Below are 14264 nucleotides of genomic sequence, written 5' to 3' on the forward strand. Positions count from 1 at the left end.
GCGGTCCTCCAGGGCGGCACGGGCGGGACGGGGAGGGGGATGGTCCGCCCCTCCCCGCCGGACGCGCCTACAGCCGTGGGTCCACCGGCTCCGACTCCAGGGCGAGCACCGCGAAGACCGCCTCGTGGACCCGCCACAGCGGTTCGCCGTCCGCCAGCCGGTCCAGCGCCTCCAGGCCGAGCGCGTACTCCCGCAGGGCCAGCGAGCGCTTGTGGCCCAGGTGACGGACACGCAGCCGCTGGAGGTTCTCCGGGCGGGTGTACTCCGGCCCGTAGATGATCCGCAGGTACTCGCGGCCACGGCACTTGACGCCCGGCTGGACGAGCCGTCCGTCGGCCTGCCGGATCAGCGCCTGCACCGGCTTGACGACCATGCCCTCGCCGCCGTCGGCGGTCAGCTCCTGCCACCAGGCGATACCGGCCGCGACCGAGGTCTCGTCCTCGGTGTCGACGAGGATCCGCCGGGTCGTGGCGAGCAGCCCCGGCCGGTCCGTGGCACCCCCGGCCTCCCGGGCCGCCACCGCACCCTCGGCCGCGATCAGCCGGTCGAGCAGGGCGAGCTGGTCGGTGTGCGGCAGCCCGGCGAGGCTGCGGCCCTGGACCGCGAGAATCTGGAACGGCGCGAGCCGGATGCCGTCCAGCTCACCGAGCCCGGCGCCGCCGTCCGGCTCCTGCGGTGCCTCGTCGGCGTCCGTCGTCGCCCCGACCCGCCAGCAGTAGCGCCGGTACGCCTCCGTGAACGCCGCCGCGTCCGCCGCCCGGTCCTGCTGCCGGCCGAGCAGCGGCGACACCTCGACGCCCCGGGCGGCCGCCGCCTCCAGCGCGTCGAGCACGCCCGGGAACGCCGCCCCGGACGCCGCGCCCACGGCCGCGTACTGCTTGCGCAGCAGACCGGTCGCCTTCAGGGACCAGGGCATCAACTCGGCGTCCAGCAGCAGCCAGCCGGTCTCCAGCCCGTCCCACAGACCGGCCTCCTCGGCGCATTCCCGGACCCGCCGCAGAAGACGTTCGGTCACCTCCGGGTCGTCGAAGAACGGCCGGCCGGTGCGGGTGTACAGGGCTCCCGACACCCCCTTGGGCACACCGAAGAGTTCACCGGCCACGGTCTCGTCGCGGCACACCAGGACGACCGCACGGGACCCCATGTGCTTCTCCTCGCACACCACTTCCCGTACACCGTCGGCGCGGTAGCCGGCGAACGCCTCCGCGGGGTGCTCCAAGTACCCCTCCTCCGCCGAGGTCGCGCAGGGCGCCATCGTCGGCGGGAGGTACGGCAGCAGCCGCGGGTCGATCGCGAAGCGGCTCATCACCTCCAGCGCGGCCGCGGCGTTCTCCTCCTTGACCGCGAGCCGGCCCATGTACCGGGTCTCCACGATCCGGCGTCCGGCCACATCGTTCAGATCGAGCGGGCGGCCGTCCGCCCCGCCGGGTGCCTCCGTCGCGAGCGGTTTCGCGGGCTCGTACCAGACCCGCTCCGCCGGTACGTCCACCAGCTCGCGCTCCGGCCACCGCAGCGCGGTCATCGCCCCGCCGAAGACACAGCCGGTGTCCAGGCAGAGGGTGTTGTTGAGCCAGGTGGCGCGCGGGGTGGGGGTGTGGCCGTAGACGACGGCGGCGCGGCCGCGGTAGTCCTCGGCCCAGGGATAGCGCACCGGCAGGCCGAACTCGTCGGTCTCGCCGGTCGTGTCGCCGTACAGCGCGAAGGAACGCACCCGCCCCGACGTCCGGCCGTGGTACTTCTCCGGCAGCCCGGCGTGGCACACCACCAGGCCGCCGCCGTCCAGGACGTAGTGGCTGACCAGCCCCTGGAGGAACGCCCCGACCTCGGTGTGGAAGGCCGCGTCCTCCTTCTCCAGCTGCTCGATGGTCTCGGCGAGCCCATGGGTGTGCTGGACCTTGCGGCCCTTGAGGTAGCGGCCGAGCTTGTTCTCGTGGTTGCCCGGCACACACAGCGCATGCCCGGCCCCGACCATGCCCATCACCAGCCGCAGCACTCCGGGGCTGTCCGGCCCGCGGTCGACGAGGTCACCGACGAAGACCGCCGTACGGCCCTCGGGGTGTACCGCGTCCACCGGCCGGCCGAGCGCGTCGCGCACCAGCCCATAGCCCAGCCTGCCGAGCAGGGTCTCCAGCTCGGAACGGCAGCCGTGGATGTCGCCGATGATGTCGAACGGGCCGGTGAGATGGCGCAGATCGTTGAACCGCCGCTCCGTGACGACCTCGGCGGACTCCACCTCCTCCGGGCCCCGCAGGACATGCACCTTGCGGAAACCCTCCCGCTCCAAGTGCCGCAGGGAACGGCGGAGTTCACGCTGGTGGCGCTGGATGACCCGGCGGGGCAGCCCGGCCCGGTCGGCGCGCGCCGCATTGCGTGCGGCGCAGACCTGCTCGGGCATGTCCAGCACGATCGCCACCGGGAGGACGTCATGCTCCCGTGCCAGCCGCACCAGCTGGGCGCGCGCCTCGGACTGCACATTGGTGGCGTCCACGACCGTCAGCCGCCCGGCGGCCAGCCGCTTGCCCGTGATGAAGTGCAGTACGTCGAAGGCGTCGCCGCTGGCGCTCTGGTCGTTCTCGTCGTCGCTGACCAGCCCCCGGCAGAAGTCGGAGGAGAGGACCTCGGTCGGCCGGAAGTGCCGCGCGGCGAAGGTGGATTTGCCGGAGCCGGTGGCTCCGATCAGCACCACGAGCGAGAGGTCGGGCACGGCGAGCGTGCGCGGCGCCCGCTCGGGCCGGTCCTGCGGCCGCTCCGCGTGCTCCTGAGGAGTGCTGCTCCCCTGCCGGCTCCCGCTCTCCTGCCGGCTCTCGTGCGGGTGCTGGTTCTCCTCGCCGTACCCCGTACGGGCGTCGTCCGTCATGCCGCGACCTCCTTCCCGCTCATCGAAGCGCCGCTGTCCGCAGCGCTGCTGCCACCTTCGGGTCCCCGGCCTTCCCGGCCGCTCCCGCTGTCTTCAGGCCTACCACTTCCGTCACCGGTGATACGGAAGTGCGCGAGCTGGGTGGGCGGGCCGACCTCGGGGTCGTCCGGACCCACCGGGCCGAAGCTCACCTCGTAGCCGTGCCGTGCGGCGACCCCGCGCGCCCACTGCCGGAACTCCTCCCGGGTCCACTCGAAGCGATGGTCCGCATGCCGCACCTGCCCGGCCGGCAGCGACTCCCAGCGCACGTTGTACTCGACGTTCGGCGTCGTCACCACGACCGTGCGCGGCCTGGCCGCCCCGAACACCGCGTACTCCAGCGCCGGCAGCCGCGCCGGATCGACATGCTCGACGACCTCGCTGAGCACCGCCGCGTCATACCCCTTCAGCCGGCTGTCGGTGTACGCCAGCGACCCCTGTACGAGCCGTACGCGCTCCGACTGCCGCTCGGACATCCGCTCCAGCCGCAGCCGGCGCCGCGCCTCGTGCAGCGCCCGCATCGACACATCCACGCCGACGATCTCGGTGAACTGCCCTTCCTTGAGCAGCGCACCGACCAGCTGGCCCTGCCCGCAGCCCAGGTCGAGCACCCGCGCCGCCTCGGCCGAGCGCAGGACCGTGAGGATCGCCTCCCGCCGCCGGACGGCGAGCGGCACCGGCTTGTCCTCGGTGTCCGCCTCCTCGTCCACGGCGTTGTCGAGCTCCTCGGCGGCCACATCGTCCGACTCGGCCAGCCGCTCCAGTGCCAGCCGCTCCATGGCCTGACGCGTCAGCGACCCGCGCCGCGCGAGATAGCGGCCGACGATCACTCGCTGCTCCGGGTGGTCCTCGAGCCAGCCCTCGCCGGCCCGCAGCAGCTTGTCGACCTCGTCGGGCGCGACCCAGTAGTGCTTGGCGTCGTCCAGCACCGGCAGCAGCACATACAGATGCCGCAGCGCCTCGGCGAGCCGGCACTCCCCCTCCAGGACGAGCCGCACATAGCGCGAGTCGCCCCACTCCGGGAACGTCTCGTCCAGCGGCACCGGCTCGGCCCGCACCGTCCAGCCCAGCGGCCGGAACAGCTTGTCCACCAGCTCCGTACCGCCCCGGGCGGGCAGCACCGGCACCTCGATGCGCAACGGCAGCGCCTGCGCCACCAGCTCGGGCCGTGCCGTGCACTGCCCCTTCATCGCGCTCGCGAAGACGCTCCGCAGCGCCACCGCCAGCAGCGAGGAGGCCGCGTACGGGCGGTCGTTCACATACTGGTCCAGCGCCGAATCCGGTGCGCCGCCACGGCCCTTGCCCCGGCTCCGGCGCACCAGGGCGATGGGGTCGACCTCCAACAGCAGTGCCGCGGTGCACCGTTGTGCGTCGGCCTCCGGATAGAGGACGTGTGCGGTGCCGTGCGACGTCGAGAACTGCTGCACCTTGTCGGGATGCTTGTGCAGCAGGAACCCGAGGTCGGTCGCGGGACGGTCGGCGCTGCCGGTGGTGGTTATCGTCAGGAACACCCGTCCGAGTATTGCCGCAAGACAGCCCGATCCCCACCGGTTTTCCGGAAGCGCCGCCCGGCGTCAGCCCAGCTGCGACTGCACCTGTGCCGAGATCAGTTCGAGGTGGTCCAGATCCTCCAGGTCCAGCATCTGCAGGTAGATCCGCGACGCGCCGATGGCCGCATAGCGACCGATCTTGTCGACGACCTCGGCGGGTGAACCCGCGAGGCCATTGGCCTTCAGTTCGTCCACGTTCCGCCCGATGGCCGCGGCCCGTCGCGCCACCTCCGCATCGTCCTTCCCGACGCAGGCCACGAGGGCGTTGGAGTACACCAGCTCATCGCCCTTCCGCCCGACGGCCTCGGCGGCCGCCCGCACCCGTCCGAATTGGCGCTCACTGTCTTCGAGCGAGGCAAAGGGAATATTGAACTCATCGGCGTACTGCGCCGCCAGCCGTGGCGTACGCGTCGCCCCGTGTCCGCCGACCAGCACCGGCACCTTGCCCTGGGCGGGCTTGGGCAGCGCGGGCGAATTCTCCAGCTGGTAGTAGGTCCCGTCGTAGCTGAACTCCTCACCTGTCGCGGTGGCCCACAGACCGGTGATGATCGCCAGCTGCTCTTCCAGCCGCGCGAACTTCTCCCTGGGGAACGGAATGCCGTACGCCTTGTGCTCCTCCTCGAACCAGCCCGCCCCGAGGCCGAGTTCGACCCGTCCACCGGACATCTGGTCGACCTGGGCCACCTGAATGGCCAGCACACCCGGCAGCCGGAAGGTGCCCGCCGTCATGAGCGTCCCGAGACGGATGCGCCGGGTCTCACGAGCAAGGCCGGCCAGCGTGATCCAGGCATCGGTCGGGCCGGGAAGCCCGTCGGCATTGCCCATCCGCAGATAGTGGTCCGAGCGGAAGAACGCATCAAAACCAAGATCCTCAGTAGCTTTGGCGACCTTCAGCAAGGTGTCGTAGGAGGCCCCCTGCTGGGGCTCGGTGAAGATTCGTAGGTCCATACCTCCATCCTGCACTCCGGGCGACGCCCCAATCGTCGGAGAGCGTTTGAGCGCATGGGGGCGGTGGGGCAGCCGTTGGGTCGATCCCGGCACGGGAGGGACAGAGGCGGGGCAGGGCGGGGCAGACCATCCCTTGTCGTGACACCGACGCTGTGGGCGGATCCACGGCGGAGGCGGCTAGGCAACGCGGAGGCTGCTTCCCGGGCGGCACAGGCGGCATGGGCAGTGCTGACGGTAGGTGGGTGGGCGTGAGTGCGTGCGGGTCCATGAATCGTGCGGGATACGCGGTGGCGCGCGCAGGGGCCGTCATGGTCGTGCGGTGAAACCAGTCGTGCGGTGAAACCAGCAGTGGCAGCCAGGGCCGACGCGACGGCTCGGGCATGTGCCGTCGGGATGTGAGGCGCGAGCGCTCCCGGCCCGCGGTCGGTGCGTCACCGCTCGGGGCTTGCCTACCGCGTGATCGCGGTCGGTTCGGGTCAGGTTTGCTCAGGCAGGGTTCCGGTCGCGCACCTCCAGCTTTTCCAGTATTCCGGCCACGCGGTCTCTCGATTCATCGACCGTGTCCATCGCCTCGACGCACGTCCAGTACATCCCCTCCTCGTCTGCCAGCAGCACCACTGCCACCAGCGCTTCGCACACCTCTCGCAGCAGTCGGCACAGGCCGGTTAAAGCCGCCTTGGCATCGCGCACTTCGGACAGCTGAGCCGCCCGCAGCCCGCCGGCGGCCGACGCCGGGCACAGCAGTCCCCCGCTGAACCGCCCGCCCGCGTCGCCCAGTCCCCGGGCCCTGGACCGCACTTCGTACGGCCCGAATATCGCGAGATGGCTACCGACCGCCTCCGCCAAGGCCTGCGCCTGCCATGCCTCGACGATCACTCCCTGAACCGTGTTCGCCTCCGCCAGCCCGCGCCGACTGGCCGCAATGATCCGCACCGCGTCCATCCGCTCCCTCCCTTCCTCTCCATTCGCATGCACCCTGCACTCTTTCCACTACCCAGAGTGAAGGTGAACACCCAAAAAAGCCAGGGGAATTCGCAAATCTGTGGACAAGCAAGGCGGTGTGGAAAGATCCATGACTCCGGAGAGTGACATGCGGCGGCCACGCCCCCGCTCCCTCCCCTCCCGCCCCAGCACCCCCACCCCTCACACGACCGGCACAAGCCACGCGAAACACCCGAAGGGAACGCCGGAACGGCCGCCGGGGAACGCCGAAAGCCGGAGAAAGCACGAGCGGGGCCGGCGCTCACACCCCGCCGGCCCCGCCCTGCGCCACTTGCCCCTCTCTCCTACTCCTCGCCCTCCCGCGGCCGGTCCGGCCGCGCCGAGCGGACCGCCGGGAACCTCGACTCATTGCGCTCGATCTTCGCGGCGAGGGCCGCCAGGGCGTCGATCCCCAGCGCCTCGCAGAACTGCAGCAGATACGCCAGCACGTCCGCGACCTCGTCCTCGACCCGGCCGGCCTTCCCCGGGTTCGACATCACCTTCGCCGACTCCTCCGGCGTCAACCACTGGAAGATCTCGACGAGTTCCGCGGCCTCCACGCTGAGCGCCGCGGCCAGGTTCTTGGGGGTGTGGTACTGCTGCCAGTCCCGCGCGGCCGCAAATTCGGCCAGGCGTCGCTGCAGCGCATGAAGATCCTCGCTCATACCCCTAGGTGTAGCACCTGTACACCGGGCAGCCCCTCGGCGACCGAGGGGTCCCGCACCGTCCCCAGCAGCCGCACATGCCCCCGGTCGGTCATCCGCAGGGCCAGCGACACCAGCTCGCGCGCCTGCCTGGGGTCCATACAGCGGTCCATCCCGTCCGCCATCACCGTCATCTGCTGATGAGCGGACGGGACCTCCCCGACCGGATCCATGGCCAGCACCTCCGGCCCGGTGAGCAGCACCAGCGCCAGCGCCAGAAACCGCAGCTCACCATCGCCGAGTTGCTCGACGGGCAGCTCGCCCAGCGCCCCCCGGTCGAGGACGGCCCGCACGCCCACCGCCCCGGCCTGCGGTGCCGATGAGCCGGCCGGCCCCGCCACTCCAGCGGCGTCAGCGGCCCCGTGTCCCGTACCGCCCGCCTGCCGTGGCACCGCACGCAGCCCCTCGACGGGACCGGCGCAGGCCTCCCGTACCGCCGCGACCAGCACCGCATGCCGCCGCGCACACTCCTGACTCGTACGCTCCAGCACCGCGGGCAGGTTGTCGCAGGACGACCGCAGCCGCCCCTCGCCACGTGCCCCCTCCGTATCGCGGCCCCAGCTGCCCGCCTCACCACCGCCACTCCCCATACGCTTCCGCGCCCCCCAGGCCCCGGCAGCCCCGCCGACCCCTCCCGGCTTCCCCGGCCCGCCCCCCGAGCCCGCTCCCCGGCCACTCCGCCGCGCCCCGGCACCACGTCCCGCACCACCGGCACCGTCCGCACCACATCCACCGTCCTGCCCGGCTCCCCCCGTACCACCCGCCCCCACACCCCGCATGACCTCCGGCCGCGGGTCGCACACAAAGGCCGACCGCAGCGCGACCACGACCTGTTCGGCGGCGGCGAGCACCAGCCGCTGGCCCTCCGTCTTGCCCGCGACGCGCAACGGCAGCAGTGAGGTGCCGAGCCGGTCGTCGGGCAGCGGGGCACGGGTCACCGGAGTCGCGCCCGCGGTATGCCAGGCCGCCTGGACGGTGGGGCGGTTCGGGTCGGTGAGCGCGGTGGTCAGCAAGGTCTCGCCGCCACCGGTCAACCGCTCGCCGACGATGCGCAGTTCGGGCTCGGCCTGCACGGCGAGATCGAGGCTGACGGGGCCCGCCGGACCGTCGACCGTGCAGCCGATACGGAACCCCCGCCGCCCCTGCTCATCGGGGCGCGCCCCCGCCGGCACACACGCCGCCGGGCTGCCCGCCACCTCCCCCACGGCCCGTGCGAGCGGCTCCCCGCTCCCGAGCCGGGCGAGGATCTCGTACGCCTGCAGCGCACTGGACTTGCCGCTTCCGCTCTCGCCGCTCAGCAAGGTCAGCCGGGTGAGCGGCAGGGTGACGCCGCGGTGGGTCTTGAAGGCGGACAGCCGTAATTCGGTGACCGCCGGCCGCACAGTGTCGGTATTCATGCAGGGACGCTATGCAGCGCCCCGACCGGAGAACCGTTACGCCCAACAGCTCTTCCTACGAACGGGGGACGCCCCCGAGCGCCGTTTCCGCGACCTCGGTGCCGACGGGTGCGAGCAGGAAGACATTGGTGTCGACGCGGTGCATCCCGCTGCCGAGCCCGAAGACGACTCCGCTGGAGAAGTCCAGGATGCGCTTGGCGACGTCGGTGTCGGCGCTGGTGAGGTCCAGCAGGACGGGGATCTGTGCCATCAAGTACTCGGCGACCTCGCGGGCGTCCGCGAAGGTCTGGACACGGATGACGATGAACCGCCGCGTCTCCTCCGTCGGCTCGTCATCCGGGAGGGCACGGTGGTCGGGCCATGAAGGCCATTCACTGCTGCCGCGGAGCGGGACGACCTCGGCAAGCCCTTCCCACTGCTCGTCGGTGGCATCGGGGCCGTTCACCGAATCACCTCACCCAGGGGAGCGCTGGCTGTCTGCGGTATCTGCATCGCACAATTCTAGAGATAAACATACAAAGCCCGGCGGACGCGACACACGCCGCGTCACGTCCGGTTCCATCCTGCACCATGGCCGCTGACCTGTGCTGACATCCTCGGCAGATATCCTGCGTCGAGATTCTGTGTGCCTGTTCATCCCCCTTGTGACGGAGGTCCGGTCTGCCGTGAGCTCTGAGCCTCCCGGTCGTCGGCCGCGTGGACTGCGTGGCCTGCGCAAACCCGCGAAGAAGCGGCCCGCCGGCCCCCCGCCCGCCGAGAACACGGACGACTCGGATACGACGGAAACGACGGCCGAAACCCCCAGCAGCGTCATCAGCGCCGCCCTCTACCGCGACGGACGCCGCGTCAGCACCCATGACACACTCGCCGACGCCTTCCGGCAGCAGCGGGCCACCTCCGGCACTCTCGCCTGGATCGGTCTGCACCGCCCCACCCGCGCCGAACTGGTCACCCTGGCCTCGGAGTTCGACCTCCACCCGCTCGCCATCGAAGACGCCCTGGAGGCCCACCAGCGGCCCAAGCTGGAGCGCTACGGCGGCACGCTCTTCGTCGTACTGCGCGCCGCGCGCTACCTCGACGACGCCGAGGCGGTCGACTTCGGCGAGCTGCACGTCTTCGTCGGCCGCGACTTCGTGATCACCGTGCGGCACGGCGGAGCCCCTGACCTCTCGGCCGTACGCCAGCGCATGGAGGACACCCCCGAACTCCTCAAGCGCGGCCCCGAAGCCGTCCTCTACGCGATCCTCGACGCGGTTGTCGACGGCTACGCCCCGGTCGTCGACGGTGTCCAGACCGATATCGACGAAATCGAGACCGAGGTCTTCGGCGGCGACCCCCGGGTCTCCCGCCGTATCTATGAACTCTCCCGCGAGGTGGTCGAGTTCCAGCGCGCCACCCGCCCGCTGAACGCCATGCTGGAAGGCCTGACCGCGGGCTTCGAGAAATACGCCATCGACGAGGAACTGCGCCGCTATCTGCGCGACGTCGCCGATCACGTGCTCCACACCACGGAGCGCGTCGACAGCTTCCGGCAGGCTCTGCAGGACATCCTCACCGTCAACGCGACCTTGGTGAACCAACAGCAGAACGCCGAGATGCGCGCCCTGGCCGAGGCCGGCTTCGAGCAGAACGAGGAGATCAAGAAGATCTCCTCCTGGGCGGCCATTCTGTTCGCCCCGACGCTGGTCGGGACGATCTACGGCATGAACTTCGACCACATGCCGGAGCTGCACTGGGGGTTCGGATACCCCTTTGCGATCGTCCTGATGGCGATTGTCTGCACCAGTTTGTACGTCGTCTTCAAGCGGCGGGACTGGCTCTGAGTAATCGACGTTCAAGCACCCACGCATCGGGCTCGGCGACGCGCGCCAGGCTCTCACGGACACCGCTCGAACCGTTGGAGAGAATCTGGGGAGAGGAGAAGGGAACGCGCGCCCCGCATCCTCACCCGACTGATGCGTGCAGTCCCGAGGAGGGTTGTCACCGCCGGCCGTTACGGTGGCCCGCATGCCCGATACCAAGTACTGGACTTCTGCCCCGGACCGGATAGTTCGCGGCTCGATGGGCCTGTGCCATCTCACCGTGGCTCAGCCGCCGTTCAACGTCGACGCCCGCAGCCTCCCGGCCAACGACCCCGATCAGGCCCACCTGTTCGTCGCGTCGTTCGGCGGCATCGAGGAGGTCCTGGAGGACCTCGGGCCGCGCTCCGTGCAGACGCCGCTGCCCTCGTCGGTGCGTTCCGATCTGGACATCGTTCATTCCGCCGTGTGGGGCGGCATGCGGGCCATCTCCACCCCTGTCTTCGCCGACGACGGCAACGGAAACCCGCTGTTGGCCGAATCCGAACGGATGCGGGAGCGCTTCCCCGCAGCGCGGATCGTGGGCCACGTCACCTACTACGGCGGAATGGAGCACACCGAAACCGTCGTGATGCTCCCCGACGGCGCCATGTTCCACGCCTCCGGCTGGCCCGCCGACGAACCGTTCGTCGTCCTGGGCGACCCCCACGCCGTCATCGCCTCACTCGGCCTGAGCAGTTGGATGCTCGCCGCCGCCGACATCGACATGGACCAGCCCCTCCACGAGATCGAATGGGCCTCCCTGGCCGGCCTGGCACTGGGGCACTCCGACCCCTGGGGATGGGAGGAGATGCAGACCACCGCCTTCCGAGTGCAACACAGCGATCTGTCCGTCTGCTCGATGGAGGGCCTGTACTTCGTCTAAGGCGCAAGGAAGCGGCGGCCACTGTCTGGAGGGACCGAGGATTTGCAATGTCGGCACTCCATCAACTCGGCTTTATCTGCGTGTAGTTGGGGCTATGGCGTCCGGGCGGCGGGCGCGCCTCTCCGGCGCCCAACCACTCGTGGCCCGATCTGCGCAGACGGCCCCGCCGCCACCTGGCTGGGGACATCGCACCAGGCCATACCCGTGCGCAGATGGTGAAACGGCCATCTACTGGGCGCGCAGATGGTCGTGCAGTGTCCGCGCGACCTGGGACATGAGTGCTTCGGCGGCCGGCTGGGTTGCCGCCGGGACCTTGGATTCGGTCAGTGCGGCGATGGCGAAGGTGCCGCCGTCGTCGTGCTCGACGACGCCCGCCTCGTGCCGGAGGTTCAGCAGGGTGCCGGTCTTCGATGACCACTTCGAGGCGTCCGAGCTGAAGTCGGGCGCGAGACGGTGCCGCATCACGTTGTGGGCCATGAGGGAGCGCAGAGGTGCGGCAACGCCGGACGGGAGCCGTACCGGGACCCACAGGGCTTCCAGGAGGTCGACGAAAGCACGGGCGGAACCCGAGTTGGCTCGGCTCACATCGAGCTGTGGGATCGGGTGGCCTCGTCCTGCCGTGCGTGAGCCGATCGCGAGGGAGTGGGCGAGGTGCACATCGCCCGGGTCGAATTGCTCGGCCGGGGTTTCGACAAGGTCACGCAGAGGGTTTCGCACCGCGATGCCGCTGATGCCGGCGTCGCGGAGGGTCTGGTTCACCTCGGCGGGCGGGACCAGGGCGAACAGTGCGTCCGCGGCGACGCTGTCGCTGAGCGCCGTACTGAGGTAGAGCAGGTCGTCGATCGCGATGCGTGCGGGGTGGCGGAATCTGCTGAGCCCCACCGGCCCCGGGGACGCGATGCGTCCCGGCTCGACGTCGATCACCGCGGCCCCGTCGAGGCGCCCGTCGTGGATGCGGTCCAGCACGGCGACGGCGAGCGGCACCTTCACCAGCGACGCGACCGGGAACTCGACATCAGGGTCGATGCCGATCTCCTCACCGGTGAACAGATCACGCACCAGGAAGGAACCCGACAGGCCCGCTCCGGCGAGAACACCGCGGAGTTCCTGTGTCACTCGCTCGGCGTTCATGCACGCTCCTTGCCGTCCGTGGGCGTTCCCAAGGCGCGGGCCACCTGCTCCCGGAAGCCGGCCCGCACCCGCTCCGCGTCGTCACCGGTCACCGCTGACACGCTGTAGCCGCGGGCAACGGGTGTTCCCGCCAGCCGACGCCACCCCAGCCCCAGCTCATCCGCCTGCGCCGCCGAGCACAGGAGAAAGTCGTCGGCGCGCATCGTCGCGGCCACGGCGGCGGTCAGTGATGCGGCCACCGCGATCTGTGCGGGCACGAGCGCGACGCGATGGCCGGTCTGCTCCACACGGTCCCGGATGTGCGGAACATCGTCTTCCGGCTGGATCCAGATGCGCCGGAACGATCGTTGTGCCCTGCCGGGCCGCAGGCTTTCGAGGTGGAGCGGCGCCGTGCCGTGGTCCGTCGGGGAAGCGACACCGAGCGGCACCGTCCAGTCGGCGTCTGCCGGCGGCACCGCCAGGAGGGCGGCCCGGACTTCACGGGACCGGAGAAGTTCCGCACGTTCCGCCGGGCCGGCGGAACGGAAGTCCAGGACGGTGTCCTTGTCGCGAGCGGCCGCGTCCAGCATCGCCAAGTGCCGTACCGAGCATGTCTCGGGCACCGCGAGACCGAGCGGCCGGAGCTTCGCCTGCTCGGCGTGGTACTCCAGCGCTTCCGCCAACTGCACGAGCCGCTTCGCGGACGGAAGCATGTCGCGTCCGAACGGGGTGAGCGCGGCCCGCCGCGTCGAGCGGTCGAACAGCCGCTCCCCGAAATGCTCCTCCAGCGCGGCAACCCGTCGACTCGCCACGGACTGCGGCACCCGGGCGGCCTCGGCGCCGAGCGTGAAGCTGCCACGCTCGCCCACTTGCACGAACACCCGACACGCAGCCACCAGATCCACAACGAGCACCGTATGCCAAAACAGCATGTGAAGCATCATTTGAGTCTTTGACCGCATGAACTGCTGCCGGAAGGCTGTTGGACGTGATCTCTTACAGGACAGCCATACCTGCGGTCGCTCTCGTACTCGCATCGGGCTTGGTGAGCGGATGCGCCGGGAGCGGCGACACCGGTCCGGCCCGGCCGTCGTCGTCCACCGCCTCGACACCGGCCGACCCGGACGCCTCGCGGGACCGCGCCGCCAAGGCCCTTGCCCAGGTAGAGCGCCGGTACCACTCCCGCCTCGGCGTCTACATGCTGGACACCGGGACGGGCCGCACGGTGACGTACCGCGCGGGCGAGCGGTTCGCGCACGCCTCGACATTCAAGGCGCTCGCCGCCGCCGTCCTGCTCAAGCGCAGTACGGACGACGAGCTCAACCGTGTCATCAACTACCGCGCCTCGGACCTCGAGGACTACGCACCGATCACCAAGCGGCACGTGGGCGAGGGAATGACGCTGCGCGATCTGATCAAGGCCGCAGTGCAGTACAGCGACAACACGGCCGCCAACCTGCTCCTGGACCGGCTCGGTGGACCGGCCGGGCTGCAAAAGGCGCTCCGCGGCATGGGAGACAGGACCACGCGGACCGACCGGACCGAACCGGCGCTGAACGAAGCGAAGCCCGGCGACCCCCGGGACACCAGCACTCCACGCGCACTCGGCACCGATCTGCGCCGGTTCGTCCTCGGAGACGTGCTGCCCGAAGGCCGCCGGCAACTGCTCACGCATGTGCTCCGCGGGAACACGACCGGCGGCCCCTACATCAGGGCGGGAGTCCCCTCCGGATGGAAGGTCGGCGACAAGACGGGCAACGGCGGCTACGGCACCCGCAACGACATCGCGATCGTCTGGCCGGCCGGCGGTTCCCCGATCGTCGTCGCCGTCCTGTCCGACCGCGGCTCCAAGGACGCGGCTTCCGATGACGCTCTGATCAAGGACGCCACGAAGACAGGCCTCGCCGCCCTCCGTTGAGCACCCGCCACCGTCGGATCCGCCGGCCTGCCCGCT

12 protein-coding genes are annotated in these 14264 nt (G+C 70.6%); 3 read left to right on the plus strand and 9 right to left on the minus strand.

Features of this window, described 5'->3' with window-relative positions:
- Nucleotides 1–67 precede the first annotated feature (67 nt).
- From STRNI_RS10700 to STRNI_RS10730, 7 genes are all read right to left on the minus strand, one after another.
- A complete protein-coding gene (locus STRNI_RS10700; RefSeq protein WP_277411081.1) occupies nt 68–2857 on the minus strand; it encodes a polynucleotide kinase-phosphatase in 2790 nt (929 codons plus the stop codon).
- Nucleotides 2854–4407: a 3' terminal RNA ribose 2'-O-methyltransferase Hen1 gene (locus tag STRNI_RS10705; protein ID WP_277411082.1), complete on the minus strand. Its 1554-nt coding sequence runs from the start codon at nt 4405–4407 to the stop codon at nt 2854–2856. The genes STRNI_RS10700 and STRNI_RS10705 overlap by 4 nt, the downstream gene beginning before the upstream one ends.
- 63 nt (nt 4408–4470) lie before the next feature.
- A complete protein-coding gene (locus STRNI_RS10710) occupies nt 4471–5394 on the minus strand; it encodes an LLM class F420-dependent oxidoreductase (protein WP_277411083.1) in 924 nt (307 codons plus the stop codon).
- A 486-nt stretch (nt 5395–5880) separates the two neighbouring features.
- A complete protein-coding gene (locus STRNI_RS10715; protein ID WP_018088817.1) occupies nt 5881–6336 on the minus strand; it encodes a DUF6099 family protein in 456 nt (151 codons plus the stop codon).
- Between the two features lie 344 nt (nt 6337–6680).
- Nucleotides 6681–7040, minus strand: a complete 360-nt coding sequence (locus STRNI_RS10720) for a nucleotide pyrophosphohydrolase (RefSeq protein ID WP_018088816.1) — start codon at nt 7038–7040, stop codon at nt 6681–6683.
- Nucleotides 7037–8476 (minus strand): AAA family ATPase, encoded by a 1440-nt coding sequence (locus STRNI_RS10725; RefSeq protein ID WP_277411084.1) that lies wholly within the window; start codon nt 8474–8476, stop codon nt 7037–7039. Before STRNI_RS10725 ends, STRNI_RS10720 begins: the two co-directional genes overlap by 4 nt.
- Nucleotides 8477–8531: 55 nt before the next feature.
- Nucleotides 8532–8921 (minus strand): cell division protein SepF, encoded by a 390-nt coding sequence (locus STRNI_RS10730; protein WP_018088814.1) that lies wholly within the window; start codon nt 8919–8921, stop codon nt 8532–8534.
- Nucleotides 8922–9141: 220 nt separating this feature from the next.
- Between STRNI_RS10730 and STRNI_RS10735 the strand changes: the two genes are divergently transcribed.
- Together STRNI_RS10735 and STRNI_RS10740 are read left to right on the plus strand one after the other, a co-directional pair.
- Nucleotides 9142–10299 carry a magnesium and cobalt transport protein CorA gene (locus STRNI_RS10735; protein ID WP_159485705.1) on the plus strand — a complete coding sequence of 386 codons (1158 nt, stop codon included), beginning with the start codon at nt 9142–9144 and terminating at the stop codon, nt 10297–10299.
- Between the two features lie 184 nt (nt 10300–10483).
- Nucleotides 10484–11200, plus strand: coding sequence for a DUF6333 family protein (locus tag STRNI_RS10740; RefSeq protein ID WP_229838402.1), 717 nt, complete (start codon nt 10484–10486; stop codon nt 11198–11200).
- 228 nt (nt 11201–11428) lie between these two features.
- Here STRNI_RS10740 and STRNI_RS10745 read toward each other — a convergent pair whose 3' ends face one another.
- Both STRNI_RS10745 and STRNI_RS10750 read right to left on the minus strand, forming a co-directional pair.
- Nucleotides 11429–12331: a serine hydrolase gene (locus tag STRNI_RS10745; RefSeq protein WP_159485707.1), complete on the minus strand. Its 903-nt coding sequence runs from the start codon at nt 12329–12331 to the stop codon at nt 11429–11431.
- Nucleotides 12328–13242 (minus strand): LysR family transcriptional regulator, encoded by a 915-nt coding sequence (locus tag STRNI_RS10750; protein WP_159485709.1) that lies wholly within the window; start codon nt 13240–13242, stop codon nt 12328–12330. The genes STRNI_RS10745 and STRNI_RS10750 overlap by 4 nt, the downstream gene beginning before the upstream one ends.
- A 113-nt stretch (nt 13243–13355) precedes the next feature.
- Here STRNI_RS10750 and bla point away from each other — a divergent pair, with 113 nt between their 5' ends.
- Nucleotides 13356–14228, plus strand: coding sequence for a class A beta-lactamase (gene bla / locus STRNI_RS10755; protein WP_277411085.1), 873 nt, complete (start codon nt 13356–13358; stop codon nt 14226–14228).
- Nucleotides 14229–14264 lie beyond the last annotated feature (36 nt).

Source organism: Streptomyces nigrescens, assembly GCF_027626975.1.
Lineage (GTDB): Bacteria > Actinomycetota > Actinomycetes > Streptomycetales > Streptomycetaceae > Streptomyces > Streptomyces nigrescens.